This window comes from Rhizobium anhuiense bv. trifolii (assembly GCF_024346605.1).
Lineage (GTDB): Bacteria > Pseudomonadota > Alphaproteobacteria > Rhizobiales > Rhizobiaceae > Rhizobium > Rhizobium anhuiense.
Map to the genome: position 1 here is coordinate 654,915 of NZ_CP098803.1, position 16,981 is coordinate 671,895.

Genomic DNA, 16,981 nt, shown 5'->3' on the forward strand with positions numbered 1-16,981 from the left:
CTCAGGCTTTCGTTGCCAGCGCATAACGTGCGATCTCGATCCCCATCGCCTTTTCGACGACGGGATAGACGGTTGGATCGAGCACGCTTGCCGAGAGCGGAATGATGTCCATCGGCACATGCAGGATGAAGACGTGCATGCCGTCCTGAAGCTGGCCGACGCTGAGCGGTTCGCCCTCCGGCGAAAGCGTGGTGATGACGGCCGGGAAAGTGGCAAGCCGCCCGCCATCCGCATCGTCCACGGCCATATATTCGTTCATCACATGCAGCGTCACCGATTTTTCGCCCGTGCCGACGGTGATCGTGCCGATGTCGAAGGCTTCCTTGGTGTAGACGACGTCCTTGCGAGTGATGATCCCCTCGGCAAGGATATGTCCGCCCGTCGTCTTGCAGATCGCGTCGATGACAGCTGATCCGCCGCGTTTCTCCGCCGCGATGATCGCCTCGCCGAGCGCCAGCGCCATCGAGATGCCGCCGAGTGCAGCATGGCTCCTGACATAGGAAGCCCTCAGCGGATTGCGGCAGCTGGCGATGAAGCCGCCGGATTGATCGGCGGCGGCGCGCAGCACCGGCGAGATCTTCGCCGTCGCGCCCTTCACCACCAATTCGATATAGCGATTCTCCGCCCGATTGCCGCCGACGGCGGTCTGGATCATCTGCTCGGGCGAACCGGCCATGCCGATCGAGCCCATGTCGCCCGTGGGATGCGCCCGGATGTCGCCGACCGCATCGACCACCTTGGTGCCGAGGATGGCCGACGGCAGCCAGCCGTTCAGCGTCGAGGATTTGCCGTTCTGGCCGATGATCAGCCCGGAAAGCTTTTCCCCAAGCGCCTCCTGCAGCAACTGCACTGCTTTCACATAGTCGATGCCCTGCATTTCCCAGGGGGTGGTGGAGGCCGGCGCGCCGATTGCGGCCGCGGTGGCGATCCAGTCCTCATCCTGCAACTCGTCGATCGAGACCAGCTCCGGCTTGCCGACATTGACGGCGGCAAGCCCAAGCATCCGTCCATGATCGGCCCAGCCGCCGCCGCCGGCGGCATAGACGGAGCCGCCCTTGACGGCTGCTTCCACGTCCTTCTCAACGAGTATGCGTCCCATCGGTCCTCTCCTGCCTCAAGCTCGTGTCCATCTCGCGCACCGCTTCGAACAGCACGGCGGCGCCAAGCGCGATATCGTCATTCTCGGCCCATTCGTCGGCCGAATGGCTGCGGCCTTCCCGGCAGGGCACGAAGATCATCGCCGCCGGCGCCACCTTGGCGATCCAGGCCGTATCGTGTCCCGCGCCTGAGGCGATGCGCCGGCTTTTTGCGCCGACCCGCTCGCAGGCCGCCTCCAGTGTCGACAGCAGCCCGGCATCGCCTGGCGTCGGCAGATTGTCGGAAACCCGGTTCGGCGTCTTGATCGTCACGCCGTAGGCTCCTGCCAGCTTTTCGACATGGCCGTCGAGCCAGCGGCAGAAAGCCTCCATGTCGGCGCGGATCTCCGCGCGCCCATCGATCAGCAGCGTGACCTTCGACGGCACGACATTGGCGGCATTTGGCTCGATGCGGAATTCCCCGACCGTCGCTGCAAAATGCCCCGGCGTTTTGGCAAGCTCTGCGGCGGCATTGCGGATGTCGAGCACCAGCTGCGATGCCGCCACCAGCGCATCCGCCCGTCGGTCCATCGGCGTCGTGCCGGCATGGTCGGCCCGCCCTTCGACGGTAATCTCGATCCGGGTGATGCCCGAGATCGCGGTGACGATGCCGATATCCTGCCTCTCGGCTTCGAGCACCGGACCCTGCTCGATATGGAGCTCGAGAAAGCCTGCTATATCGGGCCTGTTCTGCTGCATCAGCACATCGGGCCTGCCGCCGACCTCAGCGATGCCCTCGGCCAGGTCGCGCCCGTCGCTGACGCGCGAAAGCCAGGCCTCCGGCAGTTGGCCGGTCATGCCGCGGCTGCCGATGCAGGACACGCCGAAGATGCTGACCTCCTCGGCCAGGAAATCGACGATTTCGAGATCGTGATCGAGCTTGATATCCTGCTCAGCAAGCGCCCGCGCCACCTCCAGCGCCGAGATCACCCCGGCGATGCCGTCGAAGCGGCCGCCGTCCGGCACGGTGTCGGAATGCGAGCCGATCATGATCGTGCCGAGCCATGGTTTCTGGCCTGTCCGCCGGCCGACCAGATTGCCTGCGGCATCGATCCGCGTTTCCAGTCCCGCCGCCTTCATCCGCGCTTCGATATAGGCCCGGCCATCGAGGAAGAGCGGCGAGAAGGCCCGCCGCGTCCAGGGACGCCCCGGCTCGGTCATTGCGGCCAGCGCCTCGATATCGCCAGCGATCCGGCCGGCATTGACGGGAAGATTGCGGCTCATGCGGCAGTTCCTGCCATGACCTGGCGCGGCAGCGGCCGCACGAACCGGCCGGTGCCGGGCTCGGCCAGCACCTTTCCGCCCTCGGCGATCTTTTCGCCGCGCAGATAGGTGGCCGAGACGGTCCAGGGCAGGCGGATGCCGTTATAGGGGCTCCAGCCGACGACGTTGTTGCCGCTCGCGGCGGCATCATAGACGCTGTCGTGCGGCTCCAGCACGGTGATATCGGCGTCCTTGCCCGGTGCCAGCGCGCCCTTGATATGCTCGAGCCGGAAATGCTTCGCCGGGTTCTCCGCCATCAGCTTGGCCGCCCATGTCAGGGGAATGCCGCGCTCGGTGGCGCCTTTGACGAACAGCGGCACCATCACCTCCAGGCCGGGAACGCCGGATGCGTTGGCGAGCATGTCGGGATTGATCTTGCGGTTTTCCGACCAGCTGACGTGATCGGTCGAGACCAGCCAGACATTGCCCTCGGCCACCTTCCGCCAGAGCGTCTCCACCTCGGCGCGCGCCCGTAGCGGCGGATTGATCTTCGCCTTGCCGCCCAAGCGCTTCACGTCGTTTTCCTCGTCGAGCGTCAGGTAGTGGATGCAGCATTCGACCGTTGCCGCAAATCCGTCGCGGCGATAGGCGCGGGCGATATCGTAGCCGCGCCCGAGCGAGCAGTGCACCACATGCGCCGGGCAGCCGGTGGCCGCACCCGTCTCGAAGATCGTGTGCATCGCCAACAGCTCGGTAATCGCAGGCCGCGACAGGCCGTGCGCCCGCCAGTCGGTGATGCCGCTCGCCTTCACCTGCTCCATATAGGTTCGCACCGCCTCGTCGTCTTCATTGTGCACGCCCGCCGTCAGCCCTGTCGGCGCGATCGCCGCAAAGCAGGCGTCGAGCAGGGCCGGCGGAATGCGCGGAAAGCGCTTGGGATCGGTGCCGAAGGTCGAAAACTTGAAGGCGGCAACGCCTGCCTCCACCATCTCGCGGATCCGAGCCGGGCCTTCTTCCGGATCGATGGTGCCGTAAAGCGCGAAGTCGACGCGCGCCTGCGGGCCGGCATGGTCGATCTTCCGCTGTAGCGCCGCAGCCGAGCAGACGAGATTGCCCTCGTCATAGGGCATGTCGACGATTGTTGTCACGCCGCCGGCCGCCGCCGAGCGCGTCGACCAGATGAAATCCTCCTGGTCTTTCTGCGAGAGTGAATGCACCTGCGCGTCGATCGCGCCGGGCAGGATCAGCGCTTTTCCGAGCAAATGCCGTTCGCGGCCCGCCGGCGGCACGCCGAGGCCGACCTCGGCGATCTTGCCGTCGCGCACGGCGACATAGCCCTGTTCAAGAATGCGGTCCGGCAGCACCACCGTGCCCTGCAGAACGAGATCGAAGTCCATGCCGCTTCCTCCCTAAACTGAAATCAGAGTGCTGCCGGCTCGTGATGGGTCAGCCGCTCTTCGACACGCTCCAGCGAGCCGAGGGCGAAGAAGTCGTCGAAGGAGGCGATCGGAACCTGCTCGGTCAGCTTCGAGACGAAGTCGTCCGAACCGAGCTCCTCCTCGATCGCCTCCACTTCCGCCGAAAGCGGCCGGTCGACAACATAGAAATCCGCATGTTTGCGCACGACCTCGTAGAGCATGGCGGCAACACCCTTCGGTTCATCGCCGAGTATGTCGATCGCCTGAGCCGACAGCAGCGCCTCGAGGGCTGCGAGGCGTTTCAGCGCCCGCATCTGCCGGTCGAAGCGCTCGATGACGAGCGGCAGGAAGGCCGCCTCGTCCTCCAACCCGGCTGCGACGACCAGCGACTGGGCCGAAACAGGATTGGACATCGACAGCACGCGCGAGAAGATCTCGCCGGCAAGCTTGATGATCGGCCCGAAACCTGTGGCGATCCGCCCCGGCGGCACGAGATTGACCGGCAGGTCGCGCCGCTGGCCGTTGCCAAGAATGACGCAGCGATTGAAGGCGTTGCGCGCCGCATGCGCCATGCAGAGCGCGGCCGATTCGAGCAGGATCGTTACATCGAGCGGCAGCGAACCGCCCGACGTCATCACCCGGCCCTCGACGACGACGGGATTGTCGTCCGAGCGGCCGGTGGCGGCAAGGATCTTGTGGCCGGTCGACAAAAGGTTTTCGATCACCGCGCCGAACACCTGGGCGATCATGCGCAGGCTGAGCGGATCCTGCACATGGGTTGCGACCGGCCAGTTCCATTCCTCGGAGGCATTGCAGAGCCAGGCGCCGATCAGCGCTTCGCGCGCCGTGCCGACATGGCGGACCGCCTTCCAGGGATCGCGGGAAGCGCCGAGCGCGCCGGCCGCCATCATCGCCGTCGCCAGCAGGATGCGGATCGAGGCCGCGGCATTGCGCGTTGTTTCCGCCGCCGAGGCAAAGCTCACTGCATTGATGCTGAGCGAGGCGAGGCTGTCGCGCGGCGCCATCCGCATCGGTTCCAGCCCGGCCGCCCGGAAGGCCTCGGCCGCCTGCATCCGGTTGCCGCGGTAGATCGCTTCGCCGACGCCGGTCAGCACCGCGCCGATCTGTCCCATCAGCCCGATATCCGCACAGCCGATGGAGCCGGTGCGGCGCACGACCGGGATGAGATCGGCCTCGAGCATCCGGATATAGGCCTCGATCAGCTCCGGCGTGCAGCCGACCTGGCCGGTCAGCGCCGTATTGATGCGGATCGCCATGGCATTGCGCACGATGTTGCAGGAAAAGGGTGTGCCGGTGCCGAAATGATGGGCCCGCACCAGGCCGAGATTGAAAGTGTCGAGTTCGTCGGCCGACCACTCCACATCCTTCATGGCGCCGACGCCTGTCGTCGAGCCGTAGACGGGCATGCCGGAGGCAATCGCATCCTCGACGATCTCGCGGGCGATCGCGATGCGGGCCATGCCTGTCGCCGAAGCCGAAATCGCAGCCTTGCCCGCACCAATCGTCACCATCTCGGCAAAACCGAGCGGTCGTCCGGAAAGTTCGATGCCAAGGCGTTCGTGCTTCATGTGCCTATCTCCTTGAAAATGAGACTAAGCGAGCCCTCCGTCACATGGGATATCCCAAATGCCGAACACAGCATGTTTTTGGCAGACGGTCAGCTCAGCATCCAGGCAATATAGAGAAGCGTCAATGCGATGATCCACAGCGCGATCCTGGCCGAGCGATTGTGGCGCGCCTCGGCCTTGCCGATCGCATCCGCCGTCTGCGCATCGAAACGCAGCCCGTGCTCGCTCATATGCAGAAGCTGGTGGTGGAATTTTTCGGTCTTCGCCGCAATTTCCGGCACGGCTTCGGCGAGCTTGACCGCCGCCTTCAGCCCGTCCTTGATATCGGTGGCGATCCGCTTCGGCCCGAGATTGGTGCGGATCCAGTCGCCGACGACGGGCTCGGAGGCCTTCCACATGTTGAAGCGCGGATTGAGCATGCGCGACACGCCCTCGACCACGACCATGGTCTTCTGCAGCATCACCAGTTCCGGCCGCGTCGCCATGTCGAACAGTTCGGTCACTTCGAACAGCAGCGTCAGCAGCTTGCCCATCGAGATCGTCTCGGCCGGCTGCCCGTGGATCGGCTCGCCGATCGCCCGGATCGCCTGGGCAAAGCTCTCGACATTGTGATGGCCGGGCACATAGCCCGCCTCGAAATGCACCTCGGCGACGCGGATATAGTCGCGGGTGATGAAGCCGTAGAGGATTTCGGCGAGGAACCGCCGCTCCTTCTTGCCCAGCCGCCCGACGATGCCCATGTCGACGGCGACGATCATGCCGTCGGCATCGACGAAGAGATTGCCCGGATGCATGTCGGCATGGAAGAAGCCGTCGCGCAGCGTGTGGCGCAGGAACGACTGGATCAGTGTATCGGCAAGCAGGTTGAGATCGTGGCCGGCCGCCCGCAGGCCCTCGACGTCGGACATTCTCGTGCCGTCGATCCACTCCATGGTGATGACGTCGCGCCCGGTGCGCTCCCAGTCGACCTTCGGCACCCGGAAGCCCGGGTCTTTTTCGGTATTCTCGGCGATCTCGGAAAGGGCGGCCGCCTCCAGGCGAAGATCCATCTCCACCTTGGTCGTCTGCTCCAGCGTCTTCGTCACCTCGACCGGCCGCAGCCGTCGGCTGAACGGCAGGAAACGCTCCTGCATATGGGCGACGAGATACATCGCCTCGATGTCATGGGCGAAGCGCTGGCGCACGCCCGGCCGCACGATCTTGACGGCTACCTTCTTGCGGCCCGCCGATGTCTCGACCTCGGCCGGATGCACCTGGGCGATCGAGGCGGCGGCGATCGGCTCGCCGAAGCTCGCATAGAGCTCGCCGATCGGCCGTCCAAGCGAGCCTTCGATATTGGCCTTGGCGGCGGCCGAGGGAAAGAAGGCCATCCGGTCCTGAAGCTGCGACAGGTCGTTGGCAAATTCGACGCCAACGACATCCGGCCGCGTCGCCAGGAACTGCCCGATCTTCACATAGGAGGGGCCGAGCCGCTCGACCGCCTGCGCCAGCCGGTCGCTGCGGGCAATCGCCTTGGCGCGGTTGCGCGCAAACACGCCGACGAAGGATTTGGCAAGGCTGATCGGGGGCGGTAGGCCCTCCGACGGCAGCGCCGAGATCACGCCTTCGCGCACAAGAATCCAGCCGACCCGAATGAGCCTGAAATATGCCCCGAAAGTGCTCATGTCCTGTGTGATTCTCGCGCGACGCTATCCGAAAACCGCTCTACATTTTTCGCCGTCATGCGTCAGAGCTTCCAGCCGGAATGGAGAGCGGCGATGCCGCCGGTATAATTGGTGTAGGTGACGCGCGAAAAGCCGGCCTGGCGGATCATGGCCGCAAAATTCTCCTGGTTCGGGAACTTGCGGATCGATTCCACCAGATATTGGTAGGGTTCGGCATCGCCGGTAATCGCCTTGCCGAATTGCGGAATGGCATTGAACGACCAGGCGTCGTAGATCTTGTCGAGAAGCGGCATATCGACTTCGGAAAATTCCAGCACCAGCAGCCGTCCGCCGCGTTTCAAGACGCGATAGGCTTCCGACAGCGCGACGTCGATCCTCGGCACGTTGCGGATGCCGAAGGCGATCGTATAAGCATCGAAGCTGCCGGCCTCGAAAGGCAGTTCCTCGGCATTCGCCTCGACGAAGGTGAGATTGCCGGAAAGCTTCTTCTTTTCCGCCCGCTCGGCACCGACGCCGAGCATCGAGCCGTTGATGTCGAGCACGGTGGCATGCGCCTGCCGGCCCGAAGCCTCGACGATGCGGAAGGCGATATCACCCGTGCCGCCGGCGACGTCGAGCACCTTGTAACCCGGCTCCTTGCGCGGGTTCAGCGCCGAAATCATCGCATCCTTCCAGGCGCGGTGCATGCCCATCGACATGACGTCGTTCATGATGTCGTAGCGCTTGGCGACCTTGTGGAACACCTGGTTGACCAGGCCCTGCTTCTCGCCGTCAGGCACCTCGCGGAAGCCGTAGGAGGTCTCCATGCCGCCATCGGCGGAAGTGCGGCTTTCTGACATCAGACTGCTCCATTCCTGAAGATTCAGGCGCGGCGGCCATAGCGAAAGACCGTGCGCGACGTTATCTATGGACCGCGTTCTCCGCGGCACACTGGCGCTATAGCGCACATCGTCGTCGGTTGAAACACGTTAGATATAGATGGGTTAAGATGCCGGAATTGCCAGAAGTCGAAACGGTGAAACGCGGCCTGACGCCGGCGATGGAAGGCACGCGCATCACCAGGCTGGAACTGCGGCGCGGCGATCTGCGCTTCCCCTTTCCCGACGCTTTCGCCGACAGGGTTTCCGGCCGCACTATTGTCGGCCTTGGCCGCCGCGCCAAATATCTGCTGGTCGACCTCGACGACGGCAACACGCTGATTTCCCACCTCGGCATGTCCGGTTCCTTTCGCATCGAGGAGGGCCGCATCGAGGAGGGGGTTGCCTCCGCTGCGCCAGGCGAATTCCATCATGCCCGCTCGAAGGACGAGAAGCACGATCACGTCGTCTTCCATTTGCAGGGTGCAAGCGGCCCGCGCCGCGTCGTCTATAACGATCCGCGCCGGTTCGGCTTCATGGATATGGTGGGGCGGGCCGATCTTGCCGCCCATCCCTTCTTCCGCGAACTTGGCCCGGAGCCGACGGGAAACGAACTCGGCGCCGCCTATCTCGCCGACCGCTTCCGCGACAAGGCGCAGCCGCTGAAGAGCGCGCTGCTCGACCAGAAGAACATTGCCGGTCTCGGCAATATATATGTCTGCGAGGCGCTGTGGCGCTCGCATCTTTCGCCGGTCCGCGCGGCCGGCTCGCTGGTGACGGCGGCCGGCCGGCCGAAGGCGCAGCTCGACCTGCTTGTCGCCTCGATCCGCGACGTCATCGCCGATGCGATCGCGGCCGGCGGATCGTCGCTGCGTGACCATATCCAGACCGACGGATCGCTCGGCTATTTCCAGCATTCCTTCTCCGTCTACGATCGCGAAGGTCAGGCTTGCCGCATGCCCGGCTGCGGCGGTACGGTCGCCCGCATCGTCCAGGCGGGTCGCTCCACCTTCTATTGCGCCACCTGCCAGAAGTAAGAGTGAGAAAACCGGGAGAACAGCATGACCTACGAGACCCTGATCGTCGAAACCCGAGGCAATGTCGGCCTCGTCACGCTGAACCGTCCGCAGGCGCTGAATGCCCTGAACTCCACCGTGCTGAAGGAGCTGAAGGTGGCCTATGCCGGCTTCCACGCCGATGAGACGGTCGGCGCGATCGTGCTCACCGGTTCCGAGCGCGCCTTTGCCGCCGGCGCCGATATCAAGGAAATGCAGGCGCTTCAGTTTGCCGACATCTATAAGAGTGATTTCATCAGCGGCTGGGATGATGTCGCCAAGGCGCGCAAGCCTGTCATCGCTGCCGTCAGCGGTTTTGCGCTCGGCGGCGGCTGCGAGCTCGCCATGATGTGCGATTTCATCATCGCCTCGGAGACCGCGAAGTTCGGCCAGCCGGAAATCACCCTCGGCGTCATTCCCGGCATGGGCGGCTCGCAGCGGCTGACGCGCGCCGTCGGCAAGGCGAAGGCGATGGATCTGATCCTGACCGGCCGGATGATGGATGCGGCGGAAGCCGAACGATCGGGACTCGTTTCGCGTGTGGTGGCGCCCGAGCGTCTGCTCGACGAGGCTCTTGCCGCGGCCGAAAAGATCGCCTCGCTGTCGCGTCCCTCGGTCCTGATGGCCAAGGAGGCAGTCAACCGCGCATTCGAGACGACGCTGGAGGAGGGCTTGCGTTTCGAGCGCCGGCTGTTTCACAGTCTCTTTGCCACCGACGACCAGAAAGAAGGCATGGCGGCCTTCGTCGAGAAGCGCAAACCGGCTTTTACGCACCGTTGAATGTTTTTCGGCGCTTGCCGGTGGTAAAGCTTGAAAATCCGCGTTGACGTGGGCCGGCTTTAGAGTTATATGCCCGCCCACGGTTCGGAAAGCCGGTTTGGTTTTCCGCGATTGCTCCCGCATTGCTGGATTTTGTGGCCGCAGGGCCCGCGGTAATGGCGGAGTTTGTTCGAATTCTTGAGAGAGGCATCCATGGCCAATACAACTTCGGCGAAAAAAGCGACCCGCAAGATCGCCCGCCGTACCGACGTCAATAAGGCTCGTCGCTCGCGCGTTCGTACTTTCGTTCGCCAGGTCGAAGAGGCCATCGCATCCGGTGACGCCGCCAAGGCGAAGGAAGCTTTCCTGGCGGCTCAGCCCGAGCTTGCCCGCGCCGCCAGCAAGGGTGTGCTGCACTCCAATACGGCATCGCGCAAGGTCTCGCGCCTGGCTGCTCGTGTGAAGGCTCTTTCGGTCACCACGACCGCATAATCTTCCTTTAACGACTTCCTCTTTATGATTAGCCCGGTAATTTTACCGGGCTTTTTCGATTCCGCCAATCAGCCCCTGCATGGTTAATCTCACGACTGTTTCGTGTCAGTGCCATGACAGGAAAAATTGTTTAAAAACAATGGCTTGCGCTAGGATGCTTTCACGCCGCGCGACTCTACCCCACGCTTTCGGGGTCAGGGGTGAGTCAAGAAGATTTTTATTTTTTTTCTTTCCATGCGTGTCAAAATAGCCCGAACGGGGAATCTCCTTGATTCAAAAGCGATTCTTTTTTGACGCTGGTGTGACGCCCGAAAAGGGCAGGCGGAGTCAATGGCCGCTTCTTAATTTTGCGTAAAATTCATCGTTGATATTGCCTTTTGATCCTGCCTAAATGGCTTTCAACAAAGGGCGCGGACATCACCTGCAGAGGCTCGGTCTTAACTGCCACGTCGGCAGGGCGATAAGTTTGTGCCCCTTGTTACGGAGCATTGCGTTTCCGTTTTTTCAAGCACTTGACGGATTTGGGCCGTAACGTGGCTGTTACGGAGCGGGGATGTTTTGTGCCTTCAGCGGCCACACGTTTAAGGCGAGGCCGCCGGAGAGGGTTAAAGTGATATTGCGTTCGGGCTGGTCGGCCGAAAACGAGGATCGACCGCCAGCCTGGCACGGAAAGCCGCTGAAGGTTCCGCATGAATGCGGTCCCTGCAACGTAATTCTGTTGCCGGTCCCTTCGGGGGCAGTGTTTGAGTGAACCGGCAGGTGAGCGGCTTCATGAGGATGCCGTCAGCCCGCCAAAGCGGGGAATGATCGGGCGGCTATTTTAGCGGAAGCCGCCCGGTGGAATTGAAAGGCGGCATTATGCACATGAATACGATGACGACGGGCGGGCTCGACAATGGGGATGCGGCACCGCAGACGTTCGGCACCATTCGCCTGGAAGTGGGGGAAGCAAAGGCGGACATGAAGCACAGCATCTTGTTTGAGCGCGTCAGCGCGCGCTTGAAGGCCCAGGTCGGTCCTGACGTCTATGCCAGCTGGTTCGCCAGGCTGAAGCTGCATTCGGTATCGAAGAGCGTCGTTCGTCTCTCGGTTCCCACGACCTTCCTGAAGTCGTGGATCAACAATCGTTATCTCGATCTCATCACCGGTCTGTTCCAGGCCGAGGACCCGGAAATTCTCAAGATCGAAGTCCTGGTGCGCACGGCAACGCGCAGCGGCACCAAGGCGCTCGACGAGGCGGTTCAGCCCGAGCCGGTCGTTGCCCCCCAGATGCGCCGCCCGACGAGCGCCCAGCCGGCCGGTCAGGCCGTCCAGCAGGCGGTGTCGGCTGTTGCTGCGGCAAGGCCCGCAAGCTTCGGTTCGCCGCTCTTTGGCTCGCCGCTCGATAGCCGCTTCACCTTCGATACCTTCGTGGAAGGCAGCTCGAACCGGGTCGCGCTTGCGGCTGCCAAGACGATCGCGGAAGCCGGTTCCGGCGCCGTGCGCTTCAATCCGCTCTTCATCCATTCGACGGTCGGCCTCGGCAAGACCCATCTGCTGCAGGCGGTCGCCAATGCGGCGGTTCAGAACCCGAGGGCGCTGCGCGTCGTCTATCTGACGGCCGAATATTTCATGTGGCGCTTCGCCACCGCAATCCGCGACAATGATGCGCTGACGTTGAAGGATTCGCTGCGCAACATCGATCTCCTGATCATCGACGACATGCAGTTCCTGCAGGGCAAGATGATCCAGCATGAATTCTGTCATCTCCTCAACATGCTGCTCGACAGCGCCAAGCAGGTCGTCGTTGCTGCCGATCGTGCGCCCTGGGAGTTGGAGTCGCTCGATCCCCGCGTCCGTTCGCGCCTGCAAGGCGGTGTCGCGATCGAATTCGACGCGCCGGATTACGAGATGCGTCTCGAAATCCTCAGGCGTCGCCTTGCTGCAGCCCGGCTCGAAGATCCATCACTCGAAATTCCGGCCGAACTGCTCCAGCATGTCGCCCGCAACGTCACGGCCAGCGGCCGCGAACTCGAAGGCGCCTTCAACCAGCTGGTCTTCCGCCGCTCCTTCGAGCCGAACCTGTCGATCGAGCGCGTGGACGAACTGCTCGCCCATCTGGTCGGCTCCGGCGAGCCCCGCCGGGTGCGCATCGAGGATATCCAGCGCATCGTCGCCAGGCACTACAACGTCTCGCGCCAGGAACTGGTCTCGAACCGCCGCACCCGCGTCATCGTCAAGCCGCGCCAGATCGCCATGTATCTGTCGAAGACGCTGACGCCGCGCTCCTTCCCGGAGATCGGCCGCCGTTTCGGCGGTCGTGATCACACGACCGTGCTGCATGCCGTACGCAAGATCGAGGAACTGATTTCGGGAGACACCAAGCTTTCGCACGAAGTCGAGCTTCTGAAGCGGTTGATCAACGAATAATCGACGATTCTCTTCTGAATTCGACGGCCGGAAGCGATTCCGGCCGTTTTCCTTTATAAGTTTTTTATTCTATACCTCCGGCGCATCCAGTGCATGTCAAAGACTGAAGCGCTGAAATGAGCGCGTGGGAGGAATGAATGAGTTTCGAAAAGATCGCCGTTCTCGGCCTGGGCAAGGTCGGACGGCTGGCGGCGACGCTGTTGCATGAAGGCGGCTTCGAGGTGATCGGCGTCGATGCGCAGCTGCCGCTGAGCGACGTCCCCTTCAAGTGCCGCACCGGCGATATTTCAGATCCCGCGGTGATCGGCGAACTGCTCTCCAGTGTCGAGGCGGTGCTCTCCTGCCTGCCTTATCATTTGAACATCGAGTTGGCGCGCGCCGCCCATCTTGCCGGCATTCATTATTTCGATCTGACCGAAGATGTTCCCACGACCAATTTCATCATCGAACTGTCGAAGACCGCCCGCGGCCTGATGGCGCCGCAATGCGGCCTGGCGCCGGGTTTCGTCGGTATCGTCGGCGCGAGCCTGGCCGACGGCTTCGATCGCTGCCGTTCGATCCGCATGCGCGTCGGCGCCCTGCCGCAGCATCCGACCGGGCTGCTCGGCTACGCCTTCAACTGGTCGCCCGAGGGCGTCGTCAACGAATATCTGAACGACTGCGAGGTGATCGAGGGCGGTGTCCGCAAGCTGGTCTCGCCGATGGAATGGCACGAGACCGTCTATGTCGGCGGCGTCAAGCTCGAAGCCTTCACCACCTCGGGCGGTCTTGGCACCATGTGCGACACCATGCTCGGCAAGATCGACAATCTCGATTACAAGACGATGCGTTATCCCGGCCATATGGAGCTGATGAACTTCTTCTTCCACGAACTGCTGATGCGCGACAAGCGCAAGCTCGCCGGCGAGATCCTGACCAACGCCAAGCCGCCGGTTGAAGACGATGTCGTCTATGTCCATGTCGCCGCCGAAGGGACGGAGAATGGCAGCCTGCGCCGCAAGGAATTCGTGCGCGCCTATTACCCGATCGAGATTGCCGGTGCCCGCCGCACCGCAATTGCCTGGACGACCTCGGCCTCGGTCGTGGCCGTCATCGAAATGGTCCGCGACGGCCTGCTGCCGGCGACCGGCTTCCTGCACCAGGAGCATATTCCGCTGGAGATGTTCTTGAAGACGCCGACCGGCAGCCTGTTCAAATCAGGCGCGACCAGCCACGGCTGATAAATGCGCTCCAGCGCGGCGGCGATATCGATGCCGCCGCGTTGTAAATTCGCACGTCGTATTGATGTCAGCAGGCGAGATCGGCGACGACGGAGTCGAGGATCAGCATGCCGGACGGCGTGCAGCGCAGGCGTGAATTGCCGATCCGCTCGATGAATTTGTGTTCCAGCAGGAATTCCTCGCGTTTCGGGTCGAGGTCGCGGCCCGAAAGCTGCTGCCAGCGGGCAAGATCGACACCTTCCCGGAGCCGCAGCCCCATCAGCAAGAGCTCGTCGGACTGTTCCTCGAAGCCGAGCCGCTCCTCGTCGAGAATGCCGTGGCCGTCGCGCTCGACCATGTCGAGCCAGGCTTCCGGCTTGCGCTCGGTCGCCGTGGCGATCTTCTCCGGGCCGCGTGTCAGCCGGCCATGGGCGCCGGGGCCGATGCCGGCATAATCGCCGTAACGCCAGTAGGTCAGGTTATGCCGGCTTTCGGCACCCGGCCGGGCGTGATTGGAAACCTCATAGGCCGGCATGCCCTCGCGCGCGGTGATCTCCTGCGTCGCCTCGTAGAGCAATGCCGATTGCTCGCCGTCCGGCACGACCAGCTTGCCCGCCTTGTGCAGGCCGTAGAAGGGCGTGCCTTCCTCGATGGTCAGCTGATAGAGGGAGAGATGGTCGACCGCATAGGAGATAGCCTCCTTCAGCTCTTTCTCCCATTCCTCGACCGTCTGCTGCGGCCGGGCATAGATCAGATCGAAGGACATGCGGGGAAAAATGTCGCGCGCCAGCCGGATTGCTTTCAGCGCGTCGGCGACATCATGCAGACGGCCGAGGAATTTCAGGTCCCGATCATTCAGCGCTTGCACGCCGAGCGAGACACGATTGACGCCGGCGGCCCGATAGCCGCGGAAGCGGTCGGCCTCGACGCTCGAAGGGTTGGCCTCCATGGTGATTTCGATGCCGGCAGGCACGTGCCAGTGCCGGGCAATGCCGTCGAGAATGGCCGAGACCGTTTCCGGCTTCATCAGCGAGGGCGTGCCGCCGCCGAGGAAGATGCTGGTCACCGTCTTCGGCCCGCTCATCGCCCGAACGGTTGCCATCTCCTTCAAGAAGGCAGCGGTGAAGCGCTCCTGATCCACCGGCTGGTGGCGCACATGGCTGTTGAAATCGCAATAGGGACACTTCGCCGCACAGAAGGGCCAATGCACATAGACGCCGAAGCCCGGCTCACCGGTATCGGGCAAAAGTGCTGCATCGCGCGAGCTGCTTGGCGTGTCTGATGTGCCCACGTACCGACCTTATGCCTCCAGGCAGGTTTCGACGAAGAGTTTGAAGGCGCGGGCCCGGTGCGACAGCGCTTGCGGCTTGCCGACGTTCCAGCCGTGTTTTTCCTCGCCGCTCATTTCGCCGAAGGTGATGTCGTAACCCTCAGGCTGGAAGACCGGATCGTAGCCGAAGCCCTGGGTGCCGCGCGGCGGCCAGACGACGCTGCCTTCCACCTCGCCACGGAACAGCTCCGTGTGCCCGTCCGGCCAGGCGAGGCAGAGCACGCTGATGAAACGTGCGGTGCGCTGTTCCGGCTTCGTCGCGCCGGCATCCTGCAGCGCCTTTTCCACCTTGGCCATCGCCATGTCGAAATCACGCGTGCCGTCGGCCCTCTCCGCCCAGTTGGCGGTGTAGACGCCGGGATCGCCGCCGAGCGCGTCGACCATCAGTCCGGAATCGTCCGAAAGCGCCGGCATGCCTGCGGCATTGGCCGAGGCGACCGCCTTGATCGTCGCATTCTCCTCGAAACTCGTGCCGGTCTCGTCAGGCTCGACGAAATTCAGCTCCGCCGCCGATTTGGCGGTGAAGCCGAGCGGCCCGATCAATTCCTGGATCTCGCGGATCTTGCCGGCATTGTGGCTGGCGACGACGATGGTCTTCGTTTCAAGCTTGCGCATTCAGATATCCTGTTCGATGCCCCAGATTTTAGCCTCTGCGCATTCCAGGCTGTTGCCGGCCGGATCGCGGAAATAGATCGAGCGGCCGCCGTTCGGCCAGCGCACCTCGGATTCGATCGCCACGCCCGCCGCCGTCAGCTTCTCGGCCATGGCGTCGATATTGCGGCCGGATACCCGGAAACAGGCATGGCCCTGGCCGGTCGTGCCGTGCGGCGGCACCTGCAGGGCATCAGGCGCCGGCGGCTTCACCGTTTCCTCGGGGTTGAAGATCAACAGAACGCCGGGCCCGCAGCGGAAGAAGACATGCCGGTTGGCGGCGCGGGCGATCTTCTCCAGTCCGAGGACGTCTTCGTAAAACGCCTCGGCCTGATCGAGATCCCGCGCATAGAGCGCCGTCTCCAACATGCCTTCCAGCATGGGCTTCATCCTTCGACGGCTTGCTTCTGCAGCGCCACCAGTTCGCCGATGCCGTTTCTGGCAAGCTGCATCAGCGAGGTGAATTCGCCCTCGCTGAACGGCGTGCCCTCGGCCGTGCCCTGGATCTCGACGATCCCGCCGGTGCCGGTCATGACGAAGTTCGCATCGGTCTCGGCCGAGGAATCCTCGAGGTAATCGAGATCGATCACCGGCTGGCTGGCGAAGATACCGCAGGAGATGGCGGCGACATGATCCTTCAGGACCCGGTCAACCTTGATCATGTTGCGGCTTTCCATCCATTTCAGGCAATCGTAAAGCGCAATCCAGCCGCCGGTGATCGAGGCGGTCCGCGTGCCGCCATCGGCCTGGATGACGTCGCAGTCGAGCGTGATCTGCCGTTCGCCGAGCGCCTGCAGGTCGACGACGGCGCGCAACGACCGGCCGATCAGCCGCTGAATTTCCTGGGTGCGGCCGCCCTGCTTGCCGGCGGCGGCCTCGCGCTTCATCCGTTCGCCGGTCGCCCGCGGCAGCATGCCGTATTCGGCGGTGACCCAGCCCTTGCCGGTATTGCGCAGCCAGGGCGGCGTCTTTTCTTCAAGGCTGGCCGTGCAGAGCACATGCGTATCGCCGAACTTGACCAGGCAGGAGCCTTCCGCATGCTTGGAAAAATTGCGCTCGAACGAGACCTTGCGCATCTGGTCGATTTTTCTGCCTGAAGGCCGCATTCTTATCTCCTGGGGTTTGTTGACCGCTTCTACGATTGGCGGCGCCTATTTGCAAATTCCCTTTTGCCACGGGTGCGAGTTTGACTTACTTTTCGGGAAGTATCATCAGCGCG

Annotated in this window: 15 protein-coding genes; 5 read left to right on the forward strand and 10 right to left on the reverse strand. The window is 63.2% G+C overall.

What is annotated here, in order from left to right; translation table 11 throughout:
- Window position 1: 1 nt before the first annotated feature.
- The 6 genes from ertC to ubiE form a co-directional block, all read right to left on the reverse strand.
- Window positions 2-1,099, reverse strand: coding sequence for a thiohydantoin desulfurase (ertC, locus tag NE851_RS11805; RefSeq protein ID WP_132573745.1), 1,098 nt, complete (start codon window positions 1,097-1,099; stop codon window positions 2-4).
- Window positions 1,080-2,360 (reverse strand): Zn-dependent hydrolase, encoded by a 1,281-nt coding sequence (locus NE851_RS11810; protein WP_183844894.1) that lies wholly within the window; start codon window positions 2,358-2,360, stop codon window positions 1,080-1,082. Before NE851_RS11810 ends, ertC begins: the two co-directional genes overlap by 20 nt.
- A complete protein-coding gene (ertD, locus tag NE851_RS11815; RefSeq protein ID WP_132573741.1) occupies window positions 2,357-3,736 on the reverse strand; it encodes a hydantoin-5-propionate amidohydrolase in 1,380 nt (459 codons plus the stop codon). The genes NE851_RS11810 and ertD overlap by 4 nt, the downstream gene beginning before the upstream one ends.
- A 23-nt stretch (window positions 3,737-3,759) precedes the next feature.
- The gene (locus NE851_RS11820; protein ID WP_097543222.1) at window positions 3,760-5,346 is read right to left on the reverse strand and encodes an aromatic amino acid lyase; all 1,587 of its coding nucleotides are present in this window, start codon (window positions 5,344-5,346) and stop codon (window positions 3,760-3,762) included.
- A gap of 89 nt (window positions 5,347-5,435) precedes the next feature.
- Entirely contained in the window at window positions 5,436-7,010 is a 1,575-nt protein-coding gene (ubiB, locus tag NE851_RS11825; RefSeq protein WP_063474781.1) for a 2-polyprenylphenol 6-hydroxylase, read from the reverse strand.
- 62 nt (window positions 7,011-7,072) lie between these two features.
- Window positions 7,073-7,849: a bifunctional demethylmenaquinone methyltransferase/2-methoxy-6-polyprenyl-1,4-benzoquinol methylase UbiE gene (ubiE, locus tag NE851_RS11830; RefSeq protein WP_063474780.1), complete on the reverse strand. Its 777-nt coding sequence runs from the start codon at window positions 7,847-7,849 to the stop codon at window positions 7,073-7,075.
- Window positions 7,850-7,998: 149 nt separating this feature from the next.
- Here ubiE and mutM point away from each other — a divergent pair, with 149 nt between their 5' ends.
- From mutM to NE851_RS11855, 5 genes are all read left to right on the forward strand, one after another.
- Window positions 7,999-8,904 carry a bifunctional DNA-formamidopyrimidine glycosylase/DNA-(apurinic or apyrimidinic site) lyase gene (gene mutM / locus NE851_RS11835; RefSeq protein ID WP_132573739.1) on the forward strand — a complete coding sequence of 302 codons (906 nt, stop codon included), beginning with the start codon at window positions 7,999-8,001 and terminating at the stop codon, window positions 8,902-8,904.
- Window positions 8,905-8,928: 24 nt separating this feature from the next.
- The gene (locus tag NE851_RS11840; protein WP_132573737.1) at window positions 8,929-9,702 is read left to right on the forward strand and encodes an enoyl-CoA hydratase; all 774 of its coding nucleotides are present in this window, start codon (window positions 8,929-8,931) and stop codon (window positions 9,700-9,702) included.
- A 192-nt stretch (window positions 9,703-9,894) separates the two neighbouring features.
- A complete protein-coding gene (rpsT, locus tag NE851_RS11845; RefSeq protein ID WP_003544819.1) occupies window positions 9,895-10,173 on the forward strand; it encodes a 30S ribosomal protein S20 in 279 nt (92 codons plus the stop codon).
- Window positions 10,174-11,031: 858 nt separating this feature from the next.
- Entirely contained in the window at window positions 11,032-12,582 is a 1,551-nt protein-coding gene (dnaA, locus tag NE851_RS11850; RefSeq protein WP_047617290.1) for a chromosomal replication initiator protein DnaA, read from the forward strand.
- A gap of 137 nt (window positions 12,583-12,719) precedes the next feature.
- Window positions 12,720-13,802, forward strand: a complete 1,083-nt coding sequence (locus NE851_RS11855; RefSeq protein WP_047617221.1) for a saccharopine dehydrogenase family protein — start codon at window positions 12,720-12,722, stop codon at window positions 13,800-13,802.
- 67 nt (window positions 13,803-13,869) lie between these two features.
- On the opposite strand, the gene hemW is transcribed toward NE851_RS11855, so the two are convergent.
- From hemW to rph, 4 genes are read right to left on the reverse strand one after another with little or no spacing between them, the layout of a single operon-like run.
- Entirely contained in the window at window positions 13,870-15,072 is a 1,203-nt protein-coding gene (gene hemW / locus NE851_RS11860) for a radical SAM family heme chaperone HemW (RefSeq protein WP_047617219.1), read from the reverse strand.
- Window positions 15,073-15,081: 9 nt separating this feature from the next.
- Entirely contained in the window at window positions 15,082-15,726 is a 645-nt protein-coding gene (gene rdgB, locus NE851_RS11865) for an RdgB/HAM1 family non-canonical purine NTP pyrophosphatase (RefSeq protein ID WP_254960535.1), read from the reverse strand.
- The gene (locus NE851_RS11870) at window positions 15,727-16,152 is read right to left on the reverse strand and encodes a VOC family protein (protein WP_254960538.1); all 426 of its coding nucleotides are present in this window, start codon (window positions 16,150-16,152) and stop codon (window positions 15,727-15,729) included.
- Entirely contained in the window at window positions 16,149-16,868 is a 720-nt protein-coding gene (gene rph, locus NE851_RS11875; RefSeq protein WP_011650181.1) for a ribonuclease PH, read from the reverse strand. The genes NE851_RS11870 and rph overlap by 4 nt, the downstream gene beginning before the upstream one ends.
- Window positions 16,869-16,981 lie beyond the last annotated feature (113 nt).